The 23,519-nt window shown below is 66.2% G+C and carries 23 protein-coding genes and 1 pseudogene; 13 read left to right on the top strand and 11 right to left on the bottom strand.

Annotated elements, in window-relative coordinates; genetic code table 11:
- Positions 1–4 precede the first annotated feature (4 nt).
- The 3 genes from AB3147_RS24345 to AB3147_RS24335 form a co-directional block, all read right to left on the bottom strand.
- On the bottom strand, positions 5–1,225 hold the full coding sequence (locus AB3147_RS24345; RefSeq protein ID WP_367353190.1) for a CaiB/BaiF CoA transferase family protein: 1,221 nt from the start codon (positions 1,223–1,225) through the stop codon (positions 5–7).
- Positions 1,226–1,340: 115 nt separating this feature from the next.
- Positions 1,341–1,505, bottom strand: coding sequence for a hypothetical protein (locus tag AB3147_RS24340; RefSeq protein ID WP_175122021.1), 165 nt, complete (start codon positions 1,503–1,505; stop codon positions 1,341–1,343).
- A gap of 56 nt (positions 1,506–1,561) precedes the next feature.
- Positions 1,562–2,971: a tetratricopeptide repeat protein gene (locus tag AB3147_RS24335; RefSeq protein ID WP_367353189.1), complete on the bottom strand. Its 1,410-nt coding sequence runs from the start codon at positions 2,969–2,971 to the stop codon at positions 1,562–1,564.
- 225 nt (positions 2,972–3,196) lie between these two features.
- Between AB3147_RS24335 and AB3147_RS24330 the strand changes: the two genes are divergently transcribed.
- From AB3147_RS24330 to AB3147_RS24300, 7 genes are all read left to right on the top strand, one after another.
- Positions 3,197–3,628, top strand: a complete 432-nt coding sequence (locus AB3147_RS24330) for a hypothetical protein (RefSeq protein WP_367353188.1) — start codon at positions 3,197–3,199, stop codon at positions 3,626–3,628.
- 42 nt (positions 3,629–3,670) lie between these two features.
- Entirely contained in the window at positions 3,671–4,369 is a 699-nt protein-coding gene (locus AB3147_RS24325; protein WP_175122464.1) for a glutathione binding-like protein, read from the top strand.
- 3 nt (positions 4,370–4,372) lie between these two features.
- A complete protein-coding gene (locus AB3147_RS24320) occupies positions 4,373–5,299 on the top strand; it encodes a LysR family transcriptional regulator (RefSeq protein ID WP_367353187.1) in 927 nt (308 codons plus the stop codon).
- 77 nt (positions 5,300–5,376) lie between these two features.
- Positions 5,377–6,792 carry an FAD-dependent tricarballylate dehydrogenase TcuA gene (gene tcuA / locus AB3147_RS24315; protein WP_218342868.1) on the top strand — a complete coding sequence of 472 codons (1,416 nt, stop codon included), beginning with the start codon at positions 5,377–5,379 and terminating at the stop codon, positions 6,790–6,792.
- Positions 6,779–8,014, top strand: a complete 1,236-nt coding sequence (gene tcuB, locus AB3147_RS24310; RefSeq protein WP_367353186.1) for a tricarballylate utilization 4Fe-4S protein TcuB — start codon at positions 6,779–6,781, stop codon at positions 8,012–8,014. The genes tcuA and tcuB overlap by 14 nt, the downstream gene beginning before the upstream one ends.
- A gap of 74 nt (positions 8,015–8,088) precedes the next feature.
- Positions 8,089–9,066, top strand: a complete 978-nt coding sequence (locus tag AB3147_RS24305) for a Bug family tripartite tricarboxylate transporter substrate binding protein (protein WP_367353185.1) — start codon at positions 8,089–8,091, stop codon at positions 9,064–9,066.
- Positions 9,067–9,182: 116 nt separating this feature from the next.
- Entirely contained in the window at positions 9,183–9,767 is a 585-nt protein-coding gene (locus AB3147_RS24300) for a WG repeat-containing protein (protein ID WP_239211389.1), read from the top strand.
- A 43-nt stretch (positions 9,768–9,810) separates the two neighbouring features.
- On the opposite strand, the gene AB3147_RS24295 is transcribed toward AB3147_RS24300, so the two are convergent.
- Genes AB3147_RS24295 through AB3147_RS24285 form a run of 3 tightly spaced genes read right to left on the bottom strand, consistent with a single transcriptional unit; the run spans position 9,811 to position 11,942 of the window.
- Positions 9,811–10,692, bottom strand: a complete 882-nt coding sequence (locus AB3147_RS24295) for an EamA family transporter (RefSeq protein ID WP_367353184.1) — start codon at positions 10,690–10,692, stop codon at positions 9,811–9,813.
- Between the two features lie 49 nt (positions 10,693–10,741).
- On the bottom strand, positions 10,742–11,488 hold the full coding sequence (gene phbB, locus AB3147_RS24290; RefSeq protein ID WP_175122470.1) for an acetoacetyl-CoA reductase: 747 nt from the start codon (positions 11,486–11,488) through the stop codon (positions 10,742–10,744).
- Positions 11,478–11,942, bottom strand: a complete 465-nt coding sequence (locus AB3147_RS24285; RefSeq protein WP_367353183.1) for a hypothetical protein — start codon at positions 11,940–11,942, stop codon at positions 11,478–11,480. Before AB3147_RS24285 ends, phbB begins: the two co-directional genes overlap by 11 nt.
- A 250-nt stretch (positions 11,943–12,192) precedes the next feature.
- Here AB3147_RS24285 and AB3147_RS24280 point away from each other — a divergent pair, with 250 nt between their 5' ends.
- A complete protein-coding gene (locus AB3147_RS24280; RefSeq protein ID WP_367353182.1) occupies positions 12,193–13,797 on the top strand; it encodes an EAL domain-containing protein in 1,605 nt (534 codons plus the stop codon).
- On the opposite strand, the gene kch is transcribed toward AB3147_RS24280, so the two are convergent.
- Both kch and AB3147_RS24270 read right to left on the bottom strand, forming a co-directional pair.
- Positions 13,774–14,985, bottom strand: coding sequence for a voltage-gated potassium channel protein (gene kch, locus AB3147_RS24275; protein ID WP_367353181.1), 1,212 nt, complete (start codon positions 14,983–14,985; stop codon positions 13,774–13,776). The genes AB3147_RS24280 and kch overlap by 24 nt on opposite strands.
- 391 nt (positions 14,986–15,376) lie before the next feature.
- Complete coding sequence (locus AB3147_RS24270; protein ID WP_367353180.1) at positions 15,377–16,192, bottom strand: response regulator transcription factor; 816 nt, start codon at positions 16,190–16,192, stop codon at positions 15,377–15,379.
- Here AB3147_RS24270 and AB3147_RS24265 point away from each other — a divergent pair.
- Together AB3147_RS24265 and AB3147_RS24260 are read left to right on the top strand one after the other, a co-directional pair.
- The gene (locus AB3147_RS24265; protein WP_367353179.1) at positions 16,182–16,598 is read left to right on the top strand and encodes a hypothetical protein; all 417 of its coding nucleotides are present in this window, start codon (positions 16,182–16,184) and stop codon (positions 16,596–16,598) included. The two genes, AB3147_RS24270 and AB3147_RS24265, sit on opposite strands and share 11 nt — an antisense overlap.
- Positions 16,599–16,757: 159 nt before the next feature.
- The gene (locus AB3147_RS24260) at positions 16,758–17,156 is read left to right on the top strand and encodes a helix-turn-helix domain-containing protein (protein WP_367353178.1); all 399 of its coding nucleotides are present in this window, start codon (positions 16,758–16,760) and stop codon (positions 17,154–17,156) included.
- Here the strand turns inward: AB3147_RS24260 and AB3147_RS24255 are convergent.
- Positions 17,137–18,288: an acyltransferase family protein gene (locus AB3147_RS24255; protein ID WP_367353177.1), complete on the bottom strand. Its 1,152-nt coding sequence runs from the start codon at positions 18,286–18,288 to the stop codon at positions 17,137–17,139. The two genes, AB3147_RS24260 and AB3147_RS24255, sit on opposite strands and share 20 nt — an antisense overlap.
- A 306-nt stretch (positions 18,289–18,594) precedes the next feature.
- Here AB3147_RS24255 and AB3147_RS24250 point away from each other — a divergent pair, with 306 nt between their 5' ends.
- The 3 genes from AB3147_RS24250 (at position 18,595) to AB3147_RS24240 (ending at position 20,820) form a co-directional block, all read left to right on the top strand.
- Positions 18,595–19,125, top strand: a complete 531-nt coding sequence (locus tag AB3147_RS24250; protein WP_175122478.1) for an META domain-containing protein — start codon at positions 18,595–18,597, stop codon at positions 19,123–19,125.
- A gap of 33 nt (positions 19,126–19,158) precedes the next feature.
- Positions 19,159–19,956: a DUF4377 domain-containing protein gene (locus AB3147_RS24245; protein WP_424919008.1), complete on the top strand. Its 798-nt coding sequence runs from the start codon at positions 19,159–19,161 to the stop codon at positions 19,954–19,956.
- A 126-nt stretch (positions 19,957–20,082) separates the two neighbouring features.
- A complete protein-coding gene (locus tag AB3147_RS24240) occupies positions 20,083–20,820 on the top strand; it encodes a sulfurtransferase (RefSeq protein WP_367353176.1) in 738 nt (245 codons plus the stop codon).
- Between the two features lie 67 nt (positions 20,821–20,887).
- On the opposite strand, the pseudogene metG reads toward AB3147_RS24240, so the two are convergent.
- A pseudogene (gene metG, locus AB3147_RS24235) lies at positions 20,888–22,987 on the bottom strand (methionine--tRNA ligase); the annotation flags it as partial.
- Between the two features lie 228 nt (positions 22,988–23,215).
- Entirely contained in the window at positions 23,216–23,491 is a 276-nt protein-coding gene (locus tag AB3147_RS24230) for a hypothetical protein (protein ID WP_056325207.1), read from the bottom strand.
- Positions 23,492–23,519 lie beyond the last annotated feature (28 nt).

Here is a 23,519-nt window from a genome sequence, read left to right as displayed (position 1 = left end):
TTGTTCAGATGATCTTGCGGTCGCGATAGTCCTGGATCTGTTCGGCGGACAGGCCCAGCTCCGCCAGCACGTCGGCGGTGTGCTGGCCCAACTGCGGCGGGGCGGCGTCGGCGCGCAGCGTGGCGCTGCCAAAGCGCAGCGGGTTCATCACCTGCGGCACCGAGCCCGCGGCCGGATGCGGCAGCCGACGCAGCATGGCGCGATGCACGACCTGCGGGTCTTCGAAGACTTCGGGAACGGTATTGATGGAGCCCGCCGGTACGCCGGCCTTTTTCAGCGCCGCCAGCCAGTGGGCGCGCGGCTGGGTGACGAAAATGGCGTCCAGGATCGGGTCCAGGGTGTCCTGATTGCGCACGCGCTGGCTGTTGGTGATGAAACGCGGGTCCTGCGCCAGCGCGGGCTGGCCCAGCATGTCGCACAGCGTGGCGAACTGCCCGTCGTTGCCCACCACGATCACGATGTCGCCATCGGCGCACGCAAAGGTGCGCTGCGGCTGGATGTTGGGATGCGCGGTGCCGGTGCGGCGCGGCACCTTGTTGCCCAACAGGAAGTTCATTGCCTGGTTGGCCAGCAGGCCCACCTGCACGTCCAGCATCGCGACGTCGATGTATTCGCCCTGGCCGGTCTGCGCGCGGCGCAGCAGCGCGGCCACGATGCCCAGCGCGGCATACACGCCGGTGGTCAGGTCCACGATCGGCACGCCGACCTTCTGGGGACCGCCGCCGGGCTTGTCGTCCCGTTCGCCGGTGACGCTCATCAGGCCGCCCATGGCCTGGATCAGGAAGTCGTAAGCGGGTTCGGCGGCGCGTGGCCCGGTCTGCCCGAATCCGGTGACAGAGCAGTACACCAGGCGCGGATTGATCTTGGAGAGCGTGTCGTAATCCAGCCCCATGCGCGCCAGCGTGCCGACCTTGTAGTTCTCCAGCACCACGTCCGCATCGCGGCACAGTTCCTTGACGAGCGCCTGGCCTTCCGGCGTCTGCAGGTCCAGCGTGATGGAGCGCTTGCCGCGGTTGGTGGCAATGAAGTAGGCGCCGTCCTTGGTGTCCTGGCCTTGTTCGTCCTTCAGGAACGGGGGGCCCCAGGAGCGCGTGTCGTCGCCCTGGCCCGGCCGCTCGACCTTGATGACGTCAGCGCCCAGGTCGGCCAGGATTTGGCTGGCCCAGGGACCGGCCAGGATGCGGCTCAGGTCCAGCACTTTGAGATTCGATAACAGCGGCTGCAAAGCCTTCTCCTTGACTGCGGTATGTGCAGGCAGTCTAGGAGTTGGCGGGCGCTGCGGGAGGGGCCCGCGAGCGCAAAGCTGTTATGCGGATTGAGGCCGTCGTCGTGCGTCGGCGTCAGCGTCCCGTGTTGGGATAGTCAGGCCCGGCGTCGTTGAACCCGCCAGAGCTGTACGGATTTGCCGCGCCGGGGTGCGGCGGTCCGCCGGGGCCGGCGCCGCAACCGGCCAGGAGCAGGGTGGCGGCAAGAAGAGAAAGCAGGCGCTTCAGGGAGGATGTCATGGAGGTCTCCTGCGTCTGCCCCTCAGCAGGCGCGTGGCTTGCAGCGTATGCGCGGATTATAGGCCCGCAGTCTTCGCCTTGATCCGGGGTTTTGCGCAACGCGCGCGATACGCGTTCACCGGGTCGGAATCCGCGGGATGAAAGTACGGGTGCGGGTAGCCTGCTTCGCGCAGCGCCGCGTGCAGGCGAACGCCCCACACGCATTCGCGCTGCGCTTCGTCCCACAGCCGCGCCGCCAGGTCTTTTTGTCCGCTGCGCCACAGCGCCAGGCCGTAATCGGCCGCGATTTCTTCGTCGCGCGGCAGGTCGCGGTAGGCAAGACGCATCAGGCGCAGGCCTTCGTCGGTCTGGCCGCGCAGGGCCAGAATCCAGCCCAGCGTGCCCTGGTTGTACGGACGCGGGCCGACGCGCGCCAGCGAGCGGCGGGCCTGTTCCTCCGCTTGCGGCAGGTAGTCTGGAAAGTCCGCCAGGTAATAGGCGGTGTTGTTCGCCAGGTCCACTCCGCCGGCCGCGTGCCTTATCGATTGCCGGGCCTGCAAGACGTTCGAATCCTCCAGCACCAGATCGGGCATGCCGAGCAGGCGCTCCACTTCAAGCCGCTTGCGCCGGTCGGCGTCGTCAACCGGCTTGAACATGTCCGGAAACGGCCGTTGCCGGGTCTGCAGCAGCCAATGGCGCGCCAGATCGGTTTGGCCAGCGGCCAGCAGCAGCCGGGCCAGGTCCAGCTTCTGCTCGGCGCTGCGGGTGCAGCGCATGGCGCCGATCAGCGCGCGGGCGCCGTCCGCGTCGTGCTGCGCGAACTTGCGGTTGACGGCGTCCAGCTCCGCAAAGCACTTGCTGTCGCGCGTGACGTCCGCATCGATATGCAGCGACACCGAACCCGCCGGCACGTCGTGGCTGAAGTAGGCCGTCGCGCCCTGCCGGGTGGTGTAGCCCAGGTCCACCCATTGTTCGCCCCAGCGCTGGGGCATGGTCATGATGTACGGCCAGCCCGGCAAGGGCTCGGTGCTGCCGCCGCGCTGCAACTGGAAGAAGTGCCCCCAAGGCCCGTCGCCGATGCGGCGGATCAGGGTGAAGTCGTCTTCCATATGCGGCAGCGAGGTCCGGATCAGCGCCGTGCGGCCTTCGGCGTCGGTGACGCCATGCAGGATGCCATCGCCGGAAGGGGTATCGAGAATCTCGTCGTTCGAGCCGGTTACGAAGACGCGGTAAGGCGTATGCGGCGCGGGGGCGGGGCCATTGCCATCCATCAGCGTCAACGTCAGGCTGCGCGTGCGGCTTGGGGTGTCTGACACCTGCGCGGCCGCCGTGCCTGCCGGAGCCGCTGCATGCGCGGCCGCCGCGGCCAGTCCCAGCACGGCCGCCAGGCATGACGCCGAGGCCGATGCGAACCAGGCGGGGCGTCCCGAACGATGAGGAAGGGCAGGCGAGGCGGGTTGGCCGGAACGGTGCTGCGGGTGCTTCATGGGGACTGCCAGTGGCGCCGGGCGCGGCGGGCTGCCACGGCGGTAGGGGAGATGGCCTGCCTAAGCAGGGCGCTGCGACGCAAGCGCGAGCCGGATTGTGCATCACAAACCGAATGCGTAGCGGACCGCGGGATCCGATGCGCGTGGCGTCTTTGCGCCGCTGACAGCCCCGCGCCCGCGTCAACGTGTGGCATCCTCGCGCCTTCGCCTTCCTCGCCGTGCCCCATGTCCAAACTCATTCTGCGTGCCCTGGACCTGTCTCTCCTGTCCTTTGCCGCCGCGCTTTTCGGCGCGTGCCTGACGTCCTTGCTGCAGACCGGTGACCTCTGCTGGGTGGTCCCCGACGCGCCGTACATGTTCTCGGCGCGCGATTTCTACGCCCAGGCAGTTCTGGCCGGCCTGGCTGGTGTGCTGATGCTGGTCGTGGCCGAGCGCCCGGCCAAGCTGCGCCAGTCCTCCTCCTGGGGCCTCGTGGCGACGTTTGCGGCCGCGCTGCTCGTCCTGTACCTCGCGCCGCCTTCCCCGCAAGTGTTCGGCAACACCTGGGCCCCCGGCGAGGCCACGCGCGAGCTGTTTCTGGCGCAATGGCGCCTGGTCCTGCCCATCGCCGTCGCGGCGACCGCGCTGCGGTGGGGTTTGCGCCGGCTTTTGCGCTAGGATTGTCGTCACCCAACCCCGCCTCCCCCGGAGATACCCTGCATGTCCTCCCTAGACGCCTTTGCCATCACCAAGAAGTGGCCCGCCCAGCATCCCGACCGCATCCAGCTCTATTCGCTGCCGACGCCCAACGGCGTGAAGGCGTCGATCATGCTCGAGGAAACCGGTCTGCCCTATGAAGTCCACCGGGTCGCCTTCGATACCAAGGACCAGTTCACGCCCGAGTTCCTGTCGCTCAGCCCGAACAACAAGATCCCGGCCATCCTCGACCCGAACGGGCCGGACGGCAAGCCGCTGGGCCTGTTCGAGTCCGGCGCGATCCTGGTCTACCTGGCCAGCAAGGCCGGCCAGTTCATCCCGGCGGACACGGCGGGTCGCTTCGAGACGCTGCAATGGGTGATGTTCCAGATGGGCGGCATCGGACCGATGTTTGGCCAACTGGGCTTTTTCCATCGGTTCGCGGGCAAGGACTATGAAGACAAGCGCCCGCGCGACCGTTATGTGGACGAGTCCAAGCGCCTGCTCGCCGTGCTGGACCAGCGCCTGGAAGGGCGCGACTGGGTGATGGGCGACCAGTACACCATCGCCGACATCGCCATCTTCCCGTGGGTGCGCAACCTGGTGGGCTTCTATGACGCCGGCGACCTCGTCGGCTTTTCGTCGTTCAAGAACGTCGCGCGCGTGCTGGACGCGTTTGTTGCGCGGCCCGCGGTCGCCAAGGGTCTGACCATTCCGGGCTGATCGATGGAACTGCGCCAGCTCCGTTACTTCGTGCGCGTGGTCGAGGCCGGCAGCATCGGCCGGGCGGCCATGTCGATCGGCATGGTCACGTCGGCGCTCAGCCAGCAGATCAGCCGTCTCGAAGGCGAACTGTCCACTCGGCTGTTGCAGCGCAGCGCCAGCGGCGTGGTGCCCACGGACGCGGGGCTGGCGTTTTTCCGGCAGGCGCAGCTGGCCCTGCGCCACGCCGACGACGCCGTCCAGGCTGCGCAACAGGCCCGGCTGGCCGGGCACGTCAGCGTCGGCCTGCCGTCCACGACGGCGGCGGTGCTGGGCGCGCCCTTCCTGCAGGCCATGCATGCGCGTTACCCCGACATCCGGCTGCATCTGGTCGAAGCGCTGTCCGGGCACCTGACCGACATGCTCAACGGCCGCCTGCTGGATCTGGCCATCGTGTTCCATGCCGAATCCGCGCGCCGCTGGAGCGTGATGCCGCTGCTGGACGAGCCCCTGTTCCTCTTTGCCCGGCCCGGCATGCCCGGCGTGTCGGCTGGTGACACGACACGGCTGGAAGCCATTGCCGACCTGCCGCTGGTGCTGCCCAGCGGACGCCACGGCCTGCGGGCGCTGGTCAACAACGCCTTCCAGCAACTGGGACGCACGCCCCGGGTGGTGGCCGAGGTCGATGGCCTGTCCCTGCTGATGGACGTGGTGCAGCAGGGCGGCGCGGCGACGATCCAGCCCAGTTCGGCCACCGCGCGCATCGCGCCCGGCCAGTTGCAGATGGCGCGCATCGACGATGCCCACCTGTTCCGCTCCAACCTGCTGGCCAGCCTGTCGGACGAAGAACTGTCGCCCGCGGCGCTGGCGGCCCGGCTGGTCATGGCCGACGTGTCGCGCACCCTGGCCCGCGAAGGCAAATGGGCGGTGGTCGCTCTTCACGAATCGTGAATACCCGTTGACGCCTGCCTGATATCGCAGCGGCGCGCCGCTGCGTAGAGTCTGCCCCTTGAATTGGGGAAGATGGCATGGTTGACGTCTTGGTGATTGGTGGGGGCAATGCGGCGCTGTGCGCGGCCCTGATGGCGCGCGAAGCCGGCGCCAGCGTGCTGCTGCTGGAAGCGGCGCCAAAGGAATGGCGGGGCGGAAATTCCCAGCACACGCGCAATCTGCGCTGCATGCACGATGCGCCGCAGGACGTGCTGATCGACGCGTATCCCGAGGAAGAATACTGGCAGGACCTGCTCAAGGTGACGGGCGGGCTGACCAACGAACACCTGGCGCGGCTGGTCATCCGCGAGTCCTCCACCTGTCGCGACTGGATGCGCCGCCACGGCGTGAACTTCCAGCCGCCGCTGTCGGGCGCGCTGCACGTGGCGCGCACCAATGCGTTCTTCATGGGCGGCGGCAAGGCGCTGGTGAACGCCTATTACCGCAGCGCCGAAGCGCTGGGTGTGCAGATCCGCTACAACGCGCCGGTCGATTCGCTGGACCTGGACAACGGCCGCTTCGTGGCCGCGCGCATTGGCGACGAGCGCATCGAGGCCCGCGCCTGTGTGCTGGCCGCAGGCGGCTTCGAGTCCAACCGCGAATGGCTGCGCGAAGCCTGGGGCCAGAACGAGCGCGGCGAATGGCCGGCCGACAACTTTTTGATCCGCGGCACGCGCTTCAACATGGGCGTGCTGCTGAAATTCATGCTGGATGCCGGCGCCGACGGCATCGGCGACCCGTCCCAATCGCATTGCGTGGCCATCGACGCCCGCGCGCCGCTGTACGACGGCGGCATTTGCACCCGCATCGATTGCGTATCGCTGGGCGTCGTCGTCAACCGCGACGCTGAGCGCTTCTACGACGAGGGCGAGGACTTCTGGCCCAAGCGCTACGCCATCTGGGGGCGTCTGACCGCCATGCAGCCCGGCCAGATCGCGTATTCCATCATCGACGCCAAGGCGATCGGCCGCTTCATGCCGCCGGTGTTTCCGGGCGTGAAGGCCGATACGTTGCCCGAACTGGCGGAGAAGCTGGGGCTGAATGCGGCCACCTTCGAGAAGACGGTCGGGGACTACAACGCGGCCTGCCGTGTGGGCAAGTTCGACCACACCGCGCTGGACGACTGCCATACCGAAGGCCTGACGCCCGCCAAGACGCACTGGGCGCGGCCCATCGACACCGCGCCGTTCTACGGCTATGCGCTGCGTCCCGGCATCACCTTTACCTATCTGGGCCTGAAGGTGGACGACACCGCCGCGGTCCGTTTCAACGACCAGCCCAGCGACAACCTTTTTGTCGCGGGCGAAATGATGGCCGGCAACGTGCTGGGCAAGGGATACACGGCAGGCGTGGGCATGTCCATCGGCACGGCCTTCGGCCGCATTGCCGGCACCCGCGCCGCTGCCGCGGCGCTCGGCCAGAACCCTGCGGGAGCACACCGTGAAGCAGCTTGAAGCCCTGGCCCGCGAGGCGCAGTCCTTTTCCACCAGCCAGTCCGGACATATCCCGACTCCGGCGCCCGCCGAGCAGCCCGTGCATTTTCATGCAAGGGGCGCCAAGCCGCTGACGGAATCGCTGACCGATGACGAGACCGAAGTGGCGCGCGTCATGCAGATCTGCAACGCCTGCCGCTACTGCGAGGGTTTCTGCGCGGTGTTTCCCGCCATGACGCGCCGCCTGGAATTCGGCAAGGCCGACCTGAACTACCTGGCCAACCTGTGCCATAACTGCGGCGCCTGTCTGCACGCGTGCCAGTACGCGCCGCCGCACGAGTTCGCCGTCAACGTGCCGCAGGCCATGGCCAAGGTGCGGATGCAGACCTACACCGACTATGCGTGGCCCGCGGCGCTGGGCACGCTGTACAAGCGCAATGGCCTCGCGCTGTCGCTGGCCACGGCCGCCGGACTGGCGCTGTTCCTGGTGCTGGCGGTGGTGATGGCGGGCGGCCTGTTCCACGAGCCGATGGCAGGCAATTTCTACGCCGTGTTCCCGCACAACACGCTGGCGCTGATGTTTGGCGTGGTGTTCGGCTTTTCGATGCTGGCGCTGGCGGTGGGCGTGACGCGGTTCTGGCGCAACGTCAGCCCGGGGGCGGCATCCGGCGCAGCGATGGCCGAGGCGGCGCACGACGCGCTGCGCCTGCGCTATCTGGACGGCGGCCACGGCAAGGGGTGCAACAACGCCGACGACGCCTTCACGCTGTGGCGCCGGCGGTTTCACCACTTCACGTTCTACGGCTTCATGCTGTGTTTCGCAGCCACGTGTGTCGCCACGCTTTACCACTATCTGCTGGACCAGCAGGCGCCGTATCCGATCCTGAGCGCGCCGGTGCTGCTGGGCACCGCGGGCGGCATCGGCCTCTTGATCGGGCCAGCCGGCTTGCTGTGGCTGAATGTCAAGCGCCATCCCCTGCAGGGCGACGCGGCGCAGAAACCGATGGACCGGGGCTTCATCGTGCTGTTGTTCCTGACCAGCGCGACGGGCCTGGCGCTCTTGGCTGGCCGCGACGGCAGCGCGATGGCGCTGCTGCTGGCGATCCATCTTGGCGTCGTGATGGCGTTGTTCCTGACCTTGCCCTACGGCAAGTTCGCCCATGGCATCTACCGCTCGGCCGCGCTCTTGAAGTGGTCCATCGAAAAACGCCAGCCCAACAAGCTGCAGCTCGGTTCGGACTGATCGGACCGGCCTTACCGCCGGCCTGACAGCGCCCGCTCGAGGCGCCGCAGCCGGCCACAACCCTGGAGACTCCCATGTTCCGCACTCGTTTGCTGGCGCGCTGCGCGCTGGCCGCCTGTCTGACCCCGGCCCTGCCGGCGGCGCACGCCCAGACCTTTCCCGCCAAGCCGATCACGCTGGCCGTCCCGCATTCGGCGGGCGGCACGTCCGACATCCTGGCCCGCACCGTCGCCGCCGAAGCCGCCAAGACGCTCGGCCAGACGATCGTGATCGACAACAAGGGCGGCGCCAACGGCACCATCGCCGCCAAGCAGGTGGCCTCGGCCGCGCCTGACGGCTACACGCTGCTGCTGGCCACCGCCAGCACGCACGGCATCAACCCGTCGCTGTACTCGCGCATTTCGTACGACGCGGTCAAGGACTTCACGCCGGTCACGCTGCTGGCCACCGTGCCCAACGTGCTGATCGTCGGCCCCAACGTCAAGGCCAAGAATGTGCAGGAGCTGATCGCGTTCATCCGTTCGCAGGGCGACAAGACCAACATGGGCTCGGCGGGCGCCGGCACGCCGGGGCACCTGGCGGGCGAGATGTTCAAGAGCGAAGCCAAGCTGGAATTCACGCACGTGCCGTACAAGGGCGGCAGCCCCGCGATCACGGACTTGATCGGCGGCCAGATCGACTTCATGTTCACCACCATTCCGGGCGTCCTGCCGCACGTTAAGGCGGGCACGCTGCGCGCATTGGCCGTGACGTCGCCCGAGCGTTCGTCCGCGATGCCTGACGTGCTGACGATGGCCGAATCCGGCTTGCCCGGCTTTCAGGCGGTGTCCTGGCACGGCATCGTTGCGCCGGCCGGTACGCCGGACGCGGTGGTGGCCAAGCTGAATCAGGCGTTGACCGGCGCGCTGGCCTCGCCCGAGGTCAAGCAGCGCCTGCTGGAAGAGGGCGCGCGCGCCTCCAGCGTGAACACCGCCGAATTCGGCAAGTTCATCCAGACCGAGATCGCGGCGTGGGCGAAGGCGGTCAAGGACTCTGGCGCCACGGCGAATTGAGGCGGCAGGCGGTCTCGCGGCTTCTTTCAGCCTTTGAGGATTTCTGAAGACCGACGGGATTTGCCGGGCATCAGACGGGCGGATGAGCGCGAATCCGCCATGCTAGGATGCCCCGCATGCTGATTGCCGCCTTGCTTACCTCGCTGGCCCTGACCTCGGGCCCTGCCCTTGAATACGACCTTCCGTGCTTCTTTGCGGACAAGGAAGCGGAAGGCTCCCTCGAACACGTCCAGCACTGCGCCCGCGCCACGAACGGTAGCGTCGAATTCCGTCCCGCCGTCATGGCGCGCATGGATTTCAGCAAGGATGGCCTGTCACCCGCAACGGCCAATGGCTCGTGGCACTGGGTGCGGCCCGACGGACGCGCCGTCGCCGTGGTCACGTTCGATAACGGCGCCGACGATTTCGAGGAAGGCCTGACGCGCGGACCGTGGGCCGGCGGCATGGCCTACTACGACCGGCAACTCAACCGCGTGCTGGCCACGCCTTACGACTGGGTCGACCGCTTCGAGGGCGGTCTCGCCGCGGTGTGCAAGGGTTGCCGCATCGAACGCACGCGCGACGGCGAACACAGTTATGTCACGGGCGGAGAATGGGGCGCCATCGACCGCGAAGGGCGGCTGGCGCTGCCCATGCGGCCGGATGCGATGTCGTTGCGGGCAGAGATGGAGGCGGCGCGCGGGGCGCCTCACCCGCAATAAATCTGCCGTACAGGGTGGGGGCCGCGCGTTACAAATATGAGGCTTAGCGCGTGGCCCGCGGCGCTACCGCTGGCACGGTTTGACGTTGCGCGCGCTGGCTCAGCCAGACGCTGCCCACCACCACCCCCATGCCTGCCAATTGCAGCGGCGACAGGCTTTGGCCCAGGATCGCCCACCCCAGCACCGTGGCGGACAGCGGACTCAGAAAGCCCAGCGACGACACCGCAGCGGGTTCCAGCTGCGCCACCCCGCGGAACCACAGCACATAGGTCAGCGCCGCGCCGATCAGTCCCAGCCAAGCCAGGCCCATGACGTTGACCAGCGTGAACGTCGGCAGCGGCGCCTCGGCCAGCAGCGCTGCGGGCACGAGCAGGATGCCGCCCGCCGTCAATTGCCACGACGTGAAGGTCAGCGCGGACACAGGCGGTTGCCACCGGCGGCTCAGCACGGTGCCCAGCGCCATGGATGCCGCGCTGCCCAACCCGGCTGCAACGCCGACGGGGTCCAGCGCCGCCTTGGGCGTCAGCACCAGCAGCGCCACGCCAGCCAGGCCCGTCAACGCCGCCACCACGGACAGCCCGCGCACCGGAGCGCCCAGCAGCAGCCGGGCCAGCGCGATCACGACCAATGGCTGGATCGCACCGAGCGTGGCCGCCACCCCGCCCGGCAGGCGGTAGGCGGCGACGAACAGCAACGCCCAGAACACCGAAAAATTCAGCGCCCCAAGGACGAACACGCGCAGCCACCAGATGCCGTGCGGCAGCGCACGGACCCACAACATCAGCAGGATGCCGGCGGGCAGGGCACGCAGCATGGCGACCGTCAGCGGGTAGTCCGGCGGCAGCATCAGCGTGGTGACGACGTAGGTGCTGCCCCAGATCGTGGGGGCGAGCGCGGTCAGGAGGAGGTCGGTGTTGCGGGACATGAATCAAAGGGAAGCGGCCGGCCAGCGCGCGCAGCGCTGGCCGCCGCCTTCAATACATATGCTGCCCGCCGTTCATGGCCACGTTGCTGCCTGTCATGAACCCGGCCGCGTCGCTGCAGATGAACGCGATCAACGCGCCGATCTCATCGGGCTCGCCCAGCCGTCCCACGGGGATCTGCGGCAGGATCTTTTCCTGCATGACCTCCGGCGGCACGGCCTGCACCATGCGCGTGGCCAGATAACCGGGCGACACGGTGTTCACCGTCACGCCCTTGCGGGCGACTTCCAGCGCCAGCGATTTGGTGAAGCCGTGGATGCCCGCCTTGGAGGCCGCGTAGTTGGTCTGCCCGAATGCACCCTTGCTGCCGTTCACCGAAGAAATGTTCACGATGCGGCCCCAGCCCCGATCCGCCATCGGCCCGCAAAGCGGCTGCGTCATGTTGAACATCGAGTCCAGGTTGCTGTGCATGACCTCGGCCCAATTCTGCGCGCTCATTTTGCGCAGGCTGGCGTCGCGCGTGATGCCGGCGTTGTTGATCAGGATGTCGATCTGGCGCCCGTCTTCTTCCAGTTTGCGCGCCAGCGCCTGGCAGGCGTCGAAGTCCGCCACGTTGACCTTGTACATGGCGAAGGTGCGGCCTTTGGCGGCCTCTTCCTTGATCCATTCGCGCGTGGCGGTTTCGCTGGAATGGTAGGTGACGATGACGTCGTGGCCCGCATCGTGCAGCGCGACGGCGATGGCACGGCCCAGGCAGCCCGTCCCGCCCGTGATGAGGGCGGTCCGTTTAGCGGTCATGGCGGCCTCCCTGCTGATGGGCGTCCTGCATGGCGGCGCAGGCGGCGGCCATCTGGTTGGTCATCGTGGACCACATCTGCGCGAAAGGCGAGTTGTCGACGGCCGCGCTGTTGGCCTGTTTGAACCATTCGCACATCGCTTCGCCCACGCCGGCGGCCATGGTGGCCTGTTCCTGCAGCGCGGCGTGCGTGAGGGCCTGGCTGGCTTCCAGTTGCGCCTGCCAGCGTTTGCGCGCGAGCTCGCCCGTGGCGGGCATGACATCCTGCCAGTTGGCGGTGGGGTTCAAGGGGGAGAGGGCGGCGAGGACCTGGCCGGAGCTGTCGCCGGCCAGGCGCTGGCCCATTTCCAGCCAGCGCTGCTGGCTTTCCTGCGCAAGCTGGGCCAGACGCTGGCAGAAGGCGACGTTGGCGCCGGTCAGGCCGGCGGGCAGGGAGGCATTTGCTTTCTTCATCATCCGTCCTTGTAAATGGCGTGCTAAGGGGAAACGAATACACACGAGCCTCATGCCGTCGGCAGAGGGGCTTGCCCGTCAACGATAGCCCAGCGAGCGGCGGTACGGCCAGCGTTGCGGACGCAAACCTTGCGCAAGGCGCAAGCGCACACGCAGTTCTTGACGCAGCGCCGCACATGGTGTCCCATCGCAACGATGCAGCTGTACTAATGGCCCCCACTGCCGCGGAGACCCCTTGCCGACACCAGGCCTGATGGATCGTGTTCCCTCGTGGCGTTATCTGCCCGTGGCCTTGGCGCTGGTGCTGCCGGTGATCGCCTGCGTCGCCTGGACGTGGTGGCACGCGCAGAAGGAACAGCGCCTTGAAGCCGAATCGGCCGCGCGCATCGTGCGGGTGCAGACGCAGCACGTCCTGACGCAGACGTGGACGCTGGCGGACCGGGTGGCGGCGCTGACGGCGCTGTCCTGCGACGAAGCGCTGCCGGACCTGCAACGCTGGGGCGCACTGAACCCGTATCTGCGGTCCCTGTTCCTGGTACGCGGCGATCGCATCTATTGTTCGTCGGCTGTCGGCAAGATCGACTACCCGGTCTCGGAGTTTCGCAAGTGGGTATCCGACCTGCCGCCCGACCGCTGGCGCTTTACCGTGACCGGCTCGCCGCTTGCGCCCGAACGGCCGGCGATCCTGCTGGGCCGGCCCGGCGCCGAGGGACGCAGCGGCGTCGTGGTGGTCGACGGACGGTACGTACAGGATCTGCTGGACGCCGTGGCAAGCCTGCGCGATTACCGCATCGAACTGCAGGTGGGCGAGGGCGGGGCGTTCATCCACAACGATTTCAAGGGTGCGGCGGGGGCGTCGCGCGAGCTGGTCCACCACGAGACCACGGGCCACGATGGGCCCACACCGCTGACCATTCGCGTCAATGCGCCGGCCGAAGCCGTCGTGCAGGCGTGGCAGCAATTGATGATGACCTACCTTCCCGCTGCCGCACTGCTCGGTTTCGGCCTGGCCGTGGTCGCATACCGCCAGCAGGCGAACCGCCGTTCCTTCAAAGAGCAGTTGCGCCGCGCGATCCGCGCTGATGAATTCAGGGTGCATTACCAACCCGTGTACGGTCATGCAACGGGCCAGTGCAGCGGCGTCGAGGCGCTGCTGCGCTGGGAGCGGCCCGGGGTCGGATCCGTGCGGCCGGACATCTTCATTGCCGCGGCCGAGGCCGATGGCATGATCGCCCCGCTGACGCGCCATCTGTTTACGCTGATCGAACGCGACATGCGCAGCTGGGCCACGCCGCCGGGGTTTCACGTCGGAGTCAACATTGCCGCCGAGCATTTGTCATGCGCCGAGTTCACCACCGACGTCGAGCGCTTCGCCGCCAACATCGCCCATCGTGACCCGACCCTGGTATTGGAGATCACCGAACGCAGCCTGATCACCGATGACGGCCAGGCGCGGCGCAACATCGATACGCTGCGTGAGCAGGGGGTGCGTGTTGCCATCGACGACTTCGGCACCGGCCACTGCTCGCTGTCGTATCTGCAGCGCTTTCCGGTGGATTACCTGAAAATCGACAAGGGCTTCGTGCATGCCATCGAACCCACCGGCGAAGACGCGCCAGTGCTGGACGTGATCATCACGCTTGCGCATCGCCTGGGCCTGTTGGTGTTGGCCGAAGGCGTTGAAACGGATCTGCAGTTCCGCTATCTCACCGGGCGCGGCGTCGCGTTCATCCAGGGCTACCTGTTTGCGCGGCCCATGCCGTCGGATCAGTTCGTGACGTGGTACGCCGGGCACGCGCCACCGAACGCACCGGTGGGCGAGCCGCAATCGCGTTCAAGTGGTCTTGGCGTTGGATGACGGCTTGGCAAAGAACAGGTCCGTGATGGCCTGGCTGTCCATCGGTTCGCCGTTGATCGCGCGCGTCAGCATTTCCGCGCCCAGCAGTTGCACCGAAAACACCAGATCGGGCTGCACCCGGCGGATCTTCTCCAGATGCTTGCTGGTGTTGACCAGCGCCACCGTCTTGGCGCCGTCCGCGCCGGTCGCTTCCTTTGCGGCCAGCACGATGAATGCGTTTTCTGCGTCGTCGTCGCGCAGCGCCAGCACATAACGCGCCCGCGCGACGCCCGCTACGTGCAGCACGTCCACGCTGGAGGGATCGCCTTCGATCAGGTCGGCGGCGGCGGGATAGTCGTGCGCCATGCCCGTTGGCACGATGACGGTGACTTCTTCGTTGCGGCTGCGCAGGCCCTGGTAGACGCTCAGCGCGAGGGGCGTCGCGCCGGCGATGATGATGTGGTTTTTTCTCATGGCCGAAGAAAACCTGCCTTTGACGAGCCGTTTCAGATTGCCGCCGATCACCGGTCCGGCGATCGCGCTGACGGAGGTGGCGAACACGGTAATGCCGAGGATGATAATCGACGCCGTGAACAGGCGCGCCGTGCCGCTATGCGGCACGATGTCGCCGTAGCCCACCGTGGACATCGAGACGATCGAGAAGTACAGCGCGGTGCCCGCGTCCAGAATCGGCGGGTTGAATTCGTTGCCCAGGTATAGCGTGCCGAACACCGCGTAGATCATCAGCGACAGCACGCTGACCAGCGCAAACAGCGACCCGGCCGTCACGCTGGCGCGGTCGAAGCGCCGCCAGTACGCCACCAGCGCAATCACCAGGACCAGCGTGTAGACGCCCAGCCCCGCGCGGCCCCCGTCGCCCAGGATGGCGAACGTGCCGATGCCGATCAGCAGCACCAGCGAGAACGCCCACGCGATGCGCGCCTTCAGGATCAAGCCCAGCGCAATCACCTGCAAACCGACGCCCAGCACCAGGCGTGGAATCTCCAGCAGACCGACCACGCGCATGATCTCGTGCCAGTTGTCCAGCGCGAGCCAGAACGAATACTCGCGGGCACGGACTTCGCGCAGCACCGGGTGCATGAACGCGTAGCCGTCCAGCGCCACCAGGATGGCAAGGCACCAGTTTGGCGGGAAAAACGCCAGTATCTTGCGGAGGCGATGGCGCAGGGATGGCTGGGGCAGGGGCATGGAGGGGAGGGGCTTGCTATATCAATCTGGTATGGAAGACTATCAACAAAGAATTACTGGAAACGCGTCCGAGGTCCTAAACTTTCCTCATCAGGCGGCTATCCGGAAGGAACACCGCCGATATGGCAGTAACGCCCCCCAGCAGCACGGGTGGACGCATTGCCAGGCGTTGATCACGTTGCAGCCCGTGCAGGGACTAGAGACCCGGCGCAGGCCACGGTCGGACCGTGCGTGAGTAGTATGAGGCACGAATGTTGGAATCGCGTGATCCAGGTAGAAGGCATCGGTGCCGGCCGATGACTCCGGGTTCACGTGTTGTTTTAGCGCGGCGTCTTACCCTTCGGGGGCAGCGCCGCGTTTTTTTCGCCTGGCGGTCTTGCGCCGGGCGATTTCAGGCAGACGCGTTCGCGTCCGCTTCTTCGCTGCGCCAGGCTTGTTGCCCGTCCGTGCGCGCGGTTGGCGTTGACACCCGATAGTCCAGATCCAGCGTGATGTCGGCTGCAAACATGTAGCCCCATCCGTGGACCGCGCGGATCGGCAGCGTCATCTGATTGGCCGCCGCCTTGCGGCGCAGGCGGCTGATCATCACATCCACGAAGCGGCGGCGCGTGATGCCGCTGTCGGCTTCGTCCGCGCCATCGGCCAGAAAGGCGTCGCGGCTGATCTTGCGGTCGGGCGACTTCACCAGCCGCGACAGAAAATCGCGTTCACCGGTCGTCAGGCCCAGCGTCCGGCCCTTGGGGCTGATGAGCGTCCATCCCTTGTTTGCCAGCCGCCAGCCTTCCTGGGCCGGTTCTTCTATGGCTTCCGTGCCCGCGCCCGGCTCCATCCCGTCCAGCCCGACCGCGCGTCGCACCAGCGCCTGCAGCACCGCCGCAAGCTCCAGGCCGGCCACGTCCGGCGGCAGGCAGGCGTCCGCGCCGCAGAGCAAGGTGCGGATACGGCTTTCGGAATCGGTGAATGGGGCGATGGCCACGATGCCCAGGCTGCGATCAATGGCGCGCAGCCGCACGGCGGCGTTGTGCACATCGGTAAGCGGGGCTTCCAGGACGACCAGCGGGCTGGGCCGGCGGGAAAATCGGTCGTAGACATCCACGAGATCGTGGCAGCGGCGGACGTTGAATCCCAGGTGGGAAAGGGACTCGACGAGTCTGGCATGCCTGGCGTCGTCATTGCCAAGAAAAATGACATCCAGCGTGTTGTTCATTGATGCTTCCAATGAGGCGCCGCGACGGGGCGCTGGCGCCTTGAAAAAGCCGGACGTCTGGCAGAGCCATGCCGTTTCCGGCCGTTGCGGCGCTTGTCGTTCCAGAGTCACGCCTGTGTTGCATTTAAACACGGGCGTGTTTTTTTGTGAAGATACGTTTCTATGGTTTCGGACGGTAACAGTCGTCCGGGGGGAAATAGCCCGGCGGCCATTGAAACAGCGTTTGATCCCCGATTTGCGTCAGAAAAATATTATGTATTACCGATACATTATTTTCTCTTTCGGCCGATTTCTGCCCATAAACTCATGCGGCTTTTTTGCTCCGATTTTGCTGGAACGTCGCGCGACGGCAGCGGTGGGATGGGCGGGCAAGGCGCTGCAAGCCGATGAAAGATATGACTTTTAACGGGGCGGACTGCGGCGTGAAGCGATAGCGCGCAGCAGCATGCGCGCAAGGCCAGGGGGGCCAAGCGGCGATTTATGAATTAGCCCGGAAATTGGGGTCTAATCCCTTTATTTGGCCGCGGATTTGAAATGCTTTAATCCAAAAAAACCATACAAATTAATGTCTCAGGTTGATCGATTGGACACGTTTAGCCATCGTCTGCGCAACGCAAGAATGCTTCAGGGGTGGACTCAAAAAGACTTGGCGGTCGCAAGCAACCTGTCGCAAAGCGCTATTGGCAACTACGAAAGCGGACAGCGCCAGCAGCCGTCCAGCGAGGCGCTCATCAAGCTGACGCGCGCCCTGCGCGTCAACCCCCTGTGGCTCAGTACCGGCGAAGGGCCCATGCTCGACACGCCGTCCGGCCATGTTGCTGCGGGCAGACTGGGCGAAATCCCCGACCCGCCCGCCTGGCCCTTCGAAACCATCTCCTACGCGGCCTACGCGCGGCTTTCGCACCACGAAAAGCGGCAGATCGAGCTGGTGCTGGGCGCTTACATCAAGGCACGCGGCGAATAGTCCCCATCGGTTGCGCCGGAACCTGCGGGCGCGGCCGGACATCGGCGGGCGCGACGGCGCCGGTACCGCGGGGATCGGTGCGCAGGCGGCTGCGCAGGCGTTCCACGGGATCCGCAATCAGGTAGTTCAGCACCGCCGAGACCCCGATGCATCCCGTGATGGCCATGGCGGCGAACAGCATGGGTTGATGCTCCTGCACATCGTGCATCAGCCAGCTGAACGCCATGATGACCAGCATGTGGCAGATATATAGGGGATAGCTGAGTTCACCAATGGCCTTGTCCAGCTTGTGGCGCGATTGGAACAGGAATGCCAGCGGCAGCAGTGCGGCAAACAGCAGGACGGCCAGGCCATCGCGCACGGTGGGATTGATGCCGATCGAGAAGTGCGCAACCGTATACAGGAACAGGACGCCGGTGCCGAGTTCGGGCAGGCGCTTCACGCGCTGCGTCCAGGCCTTCATGCGCGGCAGCAGCACCTGATGCGACAGCGAACCGATCAGGAACAGCGCCAGCTCCGTGGGGAAAAAGCGATAGGTCCAAGGATCCGAGCGGCCGACCCCCGTCCAGATCAGGATCGCGCGCAGGGCCAGCGAGGCGGCCAGCAGCGCCAGCAACCGGCGCGGCGAGCGCAGGATGAAGGGCGCAACCAGGTAGAAGCTCATTTCCACACCAAGCGTCCACGCTTGCGGCACCAGCAGACCCTTGTAGAGCGGCACGTCGCTGTTCGCAAAGCTGCCCGTGAAGGCCAGCGCCGAATCGCGGATGCCGAAGAACATCAGCCAGTCCTGGCCGAAGATGAAGAGGTTGGAGAGGAACAGGAAGGCTTCGGCGCTGAAGGGCAGGGCTTCGTAGATGCGGAAGAACGAGCCGCCGCTGACGATATGGGCCGTCAGGGTCAGGGCCGCCACCGCCAGATAGATCGGGAAAAGCCGCAGGAAACGATTGGCGTAGAACTTGCCGGTGGCGCCCTGATAATGGTCCGTCGCCGTCAGCACGTAGGAAATGAGGAAGCCGGAAATCACATAGAAGAGCTGCACGGCAAGCCTGCCGCCGACAAGCTGATCGGCGTAGCCGCCGCCCAGGTGGTCCAGCACCACTGATAATGCCAGTAAGGTTCTCAAGAAGCCCATCGCGCATCTCCCCGGTCGATATTGTTCTCAGCCCCGATGGGCCGGACACTGCGCATGCGGTTGTCGCGGGCTCCGCTCCTCTTTCCCTGTATTACTTTTTAGGCCGGAGTCATCAACTGTCATTGATTCTGCTCGCGGCCACCCACCCCCGCCATGCGGCATTCGATGCAGAACCGGCGATCATCGGAGCTAGAACCTCCGGCTCAAGCGTGCATCTTTTGGATACGGCTGACGGACGGAGAAAATCGCGTGATGACGCACGGGCCGGTTACATTACGACGATACGCATCAATTGGAGGCTTGCTCATGCCCAATTTCATGTCCACGCCCAGCAGAATGCTCTGCCTGGGACTGTTGACCGCGGCCCTGGCCGGATGCGCCGGCATGACCGGCGGCGCGCGTCCCGAAGGCGCCGCTGCGGCCAGCGCGGCCACCAGCAAGGATTCGCTGGCGCAGACGAGCTGGGAACTGGTCCGCTGGGCACAACCCGGTGGCCAGCTGCGCGACATCCCGCACGGGGACAACGGCGAGCCCATCCGCCTGACCTTTCTTGCGCAGGGCAAGCAATACCAGGTCAACGGATTCTCCGGCTGCAACCGTTACACGGGCACGTACAAGCTCGAGCGCAACAAGCTCGTCATCGACGCGCCCGCCACCACGCGCATGGCCTGCGTGCCGCCCGAGCGCGCAAAGCTGGAAGCCGACTACCTGCGCGCGCTGCGCGCCATCGACACGTTCACGCTGGACAGCGGCGGCGCGCCGCGCCACCTGACGTTCAATCTGCGCGGTGGCGACGTGCTGGAGTTCGAGCGCCGCCAGGATCCGCCGACCCCCTGATTCCCGCTTCGCTGAACGATCCGAGAGACCTGCATGCGCTCATTCCTTTTCCAGCGCCGCCTGGCGCCCGTCCTGCTGTGCGCGGGTCTCGTTGCCTGCTCGTCGCCGCCGATGCGCGCGGCCGATGGCCAGGATCCGCGTTTCCAGCCGGCCTCGGCTTCCGACATCCTGGTGCAGACGAACTGGGACCTGGCGCGCTGGACGCTGCCCGGCGGCGCACTGCGCCCCGTGCCGCATCCGTCGTCATCCACGCGCCCGATCACCGCTGCGTTCATCCACGACCAGGGCTCGCCCCGGATGATGGGATTCAGCGGATGCAATACCTACAACGCGCCGTACACCATCGCCAATGGCCAGTTGATCGTGCGCGCCGACCCGGTGTCGACCCGCATGGCCTGCGCGCCGCAGACGATGGCGCTCGAGCACGATTTCCTGGCGTCGCTCACCCGGATCACGGCCAGTTCCTTCGATAACGCCAACAATCCGCAACGCATGACGTGGAAGCTCAGCACCGGCGACACGCTGGACTTCGGGCGCCGCGCGGATCCCGTGGCGGGCGGCCAGCGCGGCCCCACCAAGCTGGTCTACGTCAACGCCGAGCGGGTGCCCTGCGACACGGCCGGTGGCCGCGGCATGTGCTATCAGGTGCGGGACAGCGCCTCGCAGCCCTGGCAGGCCTGGCCGGGCGAGATCACGGGGTTCAATTTCCAGCCCGGCGTGCACTACCGCCTGCGCGTGGTCGAGATCAATGACCCGAATGCCACCTTGGGAGCTGCCCCGCTGCGCTGGGTGCTGGACGCGGTGGTCGAGCAGCAGGTCGTCACCCGCTAGGGACGGCAGGCGTTCTGGGCGGTGCGCGGTCTGGGCACCGGCCGCCCAGCGGTACTCCCGTCTGCGGCGCAAACGGCCCAGCGATTATGATTACGGGCTTCGCCGCCTGTTTTCTATCGCTTTGCCATGACTTCCGTCGTCAATATCGCCGCTTACAAATTCGTTCCGCTGGATGACCTGCCTGCGTTGCGCGAGCGCCTGCTCGCCGAGGCCGGCGCCGCCGGGCTCAAGGGCACGATCCTGCTGGCCGGGGAAGGCATCAACCTGTTCCTCGCGGGGGCGGCCGGCGGCATCGACACCTTCTTGCTGGGCCTGCGCGCCGATGCGCGGTTCGCGGACCTGGAGGTCAAGTTCAGCCACAGCAACGACGTGCCGTTCCGCAAGCTGCTGGTCAAGATCAAGCGCGAGATCATCCGCATGAACCACCCTGCCATCCGGCCGGCAGCGGGCCGCGCGCCCGGCGTCGATGCGCACACGCTGGCGCGCTGGCTGGCGGCGGGCGTGGACGACAATGGCCGGCCCGTGGTCATGCTGGACACGCGCAACGCCTTCGAGGTGGACGAAGGCACGTTCAAGAACGCCATCGACTGGCGCATCGACCGCTTCACGCAGTTTCCCGCCGCGGTCGAGGCAAACCGGGCGCAACTCGAGGGCAAGACCGTCGTCAGCTTCTGCACGGGCGGCATCCGCTGCGAAAAGGCCGCCATCTTCATGAACGAGGCCGGCATCGAAAACGTCTACCAGCTCGACGGCGGCATTCTGAAATACTTCGAGGAAACGGGCGGCCCCGGCTACGAAGGCAAGTGCTTCGTGTTCGACGAGCGCATCTCGCTCGACCCGGCGCTGGCGCCCAGCAACGCCTGATCGGATTTCCCGCAGAAACAAAAAAGCGCCCGCATTTGCGGGCGCTTTGCATTGGCAGTGACGCGGATCAGCGCACGCGCATGCCGGGCTTGGCGCCGGGGAACGGCTCCAGCACGTAGATGCCGGCGTCGACGGCTTCATCCGCATGGCTGGCGGCCAGCACCATCCCTTCGGACACGCCGAACTTCATTTTGCGCGGCGCCAGGTTGGCGACCATGACGGTCAGCTTGCCGACCAGGTCTTCCGGCTTGTAGGCCGACTTGATGCCCGAAAACACGTTGCGGTGGCGGCCTTCGCCCACGTCCAGCGTCAGGCGCAGCAGCTTGGTCGAGCCTTCGACGTGCTCGCAATTGACGATCTGCGCGATACGCAGGTCGACGCGCGCGAAGTCGTCGATGGAGATGGTCTCGGCCAGCGGCTCGCCGCCGGGCACCACGACGGGCGCGGCGGGCGGCTCGAACAGGTCTTCCAGCATCTGCGGTTCGACGCGCTGCATCAGGTGCTTGAACGGCGCCACGCGTTGCGGCAGGACCGAGGCATCGGCCCAGGTGAAGGGCGCCTGCGCGCCGAACAGTTCCAGGGCAACGCGTTCGGCCAGCTGGGGCAGCACCGGCGCCAGCATCACCGACAGCGCCTTGAAGCCGGCCAGCGAGCGCGAGCAGATGTCCTGCAGCGCGGCCTTCTGCGCGTCGTCGGCGGTGGCGATGCCCTTGGCCAGCACCCACGGCTGCGCGGTGTCGAACGCCTGGTTGATGCGGTCGGCGTAAGCCATGATCTCGCGGATGGCGCGGTTGTACTCGCGGGCCTCGAACGCGGCGCGGATGGACTCAGCCTGCTCGGCGTATTCAGCGGACAACGCGCTGGTGTCGCCGGAATAACCCAGGACGCCGTCGAAATGCTTGGTGATGAAGCTGGCGGCGCGGCTGGCGATGTTGACGTACTTGCCGACCAGATCGCTGTTCACCCGGGCAATGAAGTCCTCGGGATTGAAGTCCACATCTTCGACGCGCGCGTTCAGCTTGGCGGCGATGTAGTAGCGCATCCATTCGGCGTTCATGCCAAGTTCCAGATAGCGCAACGGCGAAATGCCGGTGCCGCGGCTCTTGGACATCTTTTCGCCGCTGACGGTGATGAAGCCGTGCACGTTGACCGCGTCCGGCGTCTTGCGGCCGGCGAACTTCAGCATGGCAGGCCAGAACAGGGCGTGGAAGTACACGATGTCCTTGCCGATGAAGTGGACCTGTTCGGTGTCGCCGTTGGGGTCGAGGAGGGCGTCAAAATCCATGCCCTTGACCGCGCAATAGGACTTGAGCGACGCCAGATACCCGACCGGCGCGTCCAGCCAGACGTAGAAATACTTGCCCGGCGCGTCCGGGATCTCGATGCCGAAATAGGGCGCGTCGCGGGAAATGTCCCAGTCGCCCAGCTTGGCCTCGCCGTCTTCGCCGCCCAGCCATTCGCGCGTCTTGGCCAGCATTTCAGGTTGCAGATGCTTGGCGCCTGCCTTGTTGGAACCCGTGGTCCACTGCTGCAGGAATTCCACGCAGCGCGGATCGGACAGCTTGAAGAAGAAGTGGTCGGACGACTTCAGGACGGGCGTGGCGCCCGTCAGCGCGGAGTACGGATTGATCAGTTCGGTGGGCGCATACACCGCGCCGCAGACCTCGCACGAATCGCCGTACTGGTCCTTGGCGTGGCACTTGGGGCACTCGCCCTTGATGTAGCGGTCGGCCAGGAACATGCCCTTGACCGGATCGTAGAACTGCTCGATGGAGCGCGTTTCGATCAGGTCCTGGGCCTTGAGCGCGCGGTAGATGTCCTGCGACAGCGCGACGTTTTCCGCCGAATCGGTGGAATGCCAGTGGTCGAAACGGATGTGGAAACCGTTCAGGTATTGCGGACGCTCGGCCGCGTAGCGCGCAACCAGCGCCTGCGGCGTGATGCCTTCCTTTTCGGCCTTCAGCATGATCGGCGCGCCGTGCGCGTCGTCGGCGCCCACAAAGTGCACCGTGTGGCCCGCCATTCGCATCGAACGAACCCAGATATCGGCCTGGATGTACTCCATGATGTGGCCGATGTGGAAAGATCCGTTGGCGTAGGGCAGCGCAGTGGTGACAAAGAGGGTGCGAGACATGGTTGTCGACTGAGGTTGAGGGGAAAAGGGATTTGGCCGGCCATTTTAGGGCAAGCGCGCGCGCCTGCCGCTGATGCGGCCCCGGATGCGGTCCCGGACAGGGTTCCGGAGATGGTCCCGGAAAGTACACAACCCGCCCATCGCAGTGACGCGAATCAGGCGGGTTGAGGAAAGCGTGGCCAGGCGATGAGCGCGATTTCAGCGCAGCACGCATTGGCCGGCTTGCGCGCAATCACGCGCAAGCCAGGTTGAAAACCGCCGTCAGCGGATTTCGCGGGCCTCGACGTCAATCACATCGCCACGCGGTTGCGTGGCGAACGGGGCAGTGGCGGACTGGAAGGGTCCAGGGCGGGCGCCTTGGCGCTGGCTCCAATAGGCGCGAACGCCGAAGGGCTTGCCGCGCACCTTGGCGACCACATAAAGGATCGCCACGGCGAATGCCGTGGAAAGCATGAACACCAGCGCCATCGCCATGCCGATCAAGGCCAGGGCGGCGAATAAGACGGCACGAAAGAAGCGGATAAGTGTGTTGGTCATGAATGGTCGGATGCAAAACGCAGCGAAA

The sequence above is a fragment of the Achromobacter animicus genome, assembly GCF_040775605.1.
GTDB classification, from domain to species: Bacteria; Pseudomonadota; Gammaproteobacteria; order Burkholderiales; family Burkholderiaceae_B; genus Achromobacter; species Achromobacter animicus.
Note: the sequence above shows the minus strand (reverse complement) of the source record. Positions and strands in the feature narration are given on the sequence as shown.

Bases quoted from the DNA above. Each gene is read 5' to 3' on its own strand.
- AB3147_RS24340 (WP_175122021.1), bottom strand. From the start codon at position 1,505: ATGACATCCTCCCTGAAGCGCCTGCTTTCTCTTCTTGCCGCCACCCTG.
- AB3147_RS24335 (WP_367353189.1), bottom strand. From the start codon at position 2,971: ATGAAGCACCCGCAGCACCGTTCCGGCCAACCCGCCTCGCCTGCCCTT.
- AB3147_RS24330 (WP_367353188.1), top strand. From the start codon at position 3,197: ATGTCCAAACTCATTCTGCGTGCCCTGGACCTGTCTCTCCTGTCCTTT.
- AB3147_RS24325 (WP_175122464.1), top strand. From the start codon at position 3,671: ATGTCCTCCCTAGACGCCTTTGCCATCACCAAGAAGTGGCCCGCCCAG.
- AB3147_RS24320 (WP_367353187.1), top strand. From the start codon at position 4,373: ATGGAACTGCGCCAGCTCCGTTACTTCGTGCGCGTGGTCGAGGCCGGC.
- tcuA (WP_218342868.1), top strand. From the start codon at position 5,377: ATGGTTGACGTCTTGGTGATTGGTGGGGGCAATGCGGCGCTGTGCGCG.
- AB3147_RS24305 (WP_367353185.1), top strand. From the start codon at position 8,089: ATGTTCCGCACTCGTTTGCTGGCGCGCTGCGCGCTGGCCGCCTGTCTG.
- AB3147_RS24300 (WP_239211389.1), top strand. From the start codon at position 9,183: ATGCTGATTGCCGCCTTGCTTACCTCGCTGGCCCTGACCTCGGGCCCT.
- AB3147_RS24295 (WP_367353184.1), bottom strand. From the start codon at position 10,692: ATGTCCCGCAACACCGACCTCCTCCTGACCGCGCTCGCCCCCACGATC.
- phbB (WP_175122470.1), bottom strand. From the start codon at position 11,488: ATGACCGCTAAACGGACCGCCCTCATCACGGGCGGGACGGGCTGCCTG.
- AB3147_RS24285 (WP_367353183.1), bottom strand. From the start codon at position 11,942: ATGATGAAGAAAGCAAATGCCTCCCTGCCCGCCGGCCTGACCGGCGCC.
- AB3147_RS24280 (WP_367353182.1), top strand. From the start codon at position 12,193: ATGGATCGTGTTCCCTCGTGGCGTTATCTGCCCGTGGCCTTGGCGCTG.
- kch (WP_367353181.1), bottom strand. From the start codon at position 14,985: ATGCCCCTGCCCCAGCCATCCCTGCGCCATCGCCTCCGCAAGATACTG.
- AB3147_RS24270 (WP_367353180.1), bottom strand. From the start codon at position 16,192: ATGAACAACACGCTGGATGTCATTTTTCTTGGCAATGACGACGCCAGG.
- AB3147_RS24260 (WP_367353178.1), top strand. From the start codon at position 16,758: ATGTCTCAGGTTGATCGATTGGACACGTTTAGCCATCGTCTGCGCAAC.
- AB3147_RS24255 (WP_367353177.1), bottom strand. From the start codon at position 18,288: ATGGGCTTCTTGAGAACCTTACTGGCATTATCAGTGGTGCTGGACCAC.
- AB3147_RS24250 (WP_175122478.1), top strand. From the start codon at position 18,595: ATGCCCAATTTCATGTCCACGCCCAGCAGAATGCTCTGCCTGGGACTG.
- AB3147_RS24245 (WP_424919008.1), top strand. From the start codon at position 19,159: ATGCGCTCATTCCTTTTCCAGCGCCGCCTGGCGCCCGTCCTGCTGTGC.
- AB3147_RS24240 (WP_367353176.1), top strand. From the start codon at position 20,083: ATGACTTCCGTCGTCAATATCGCCGCTTACAAATTCGTTCCGCTGGAT.
- AB3147_RS24230 (WP_056325207.1), bottom strand. From the start codon at position 23,491: ATGACCAACACACTTATCCGCTTCTTTCGTGCCGTCTTATTCGCCGCC.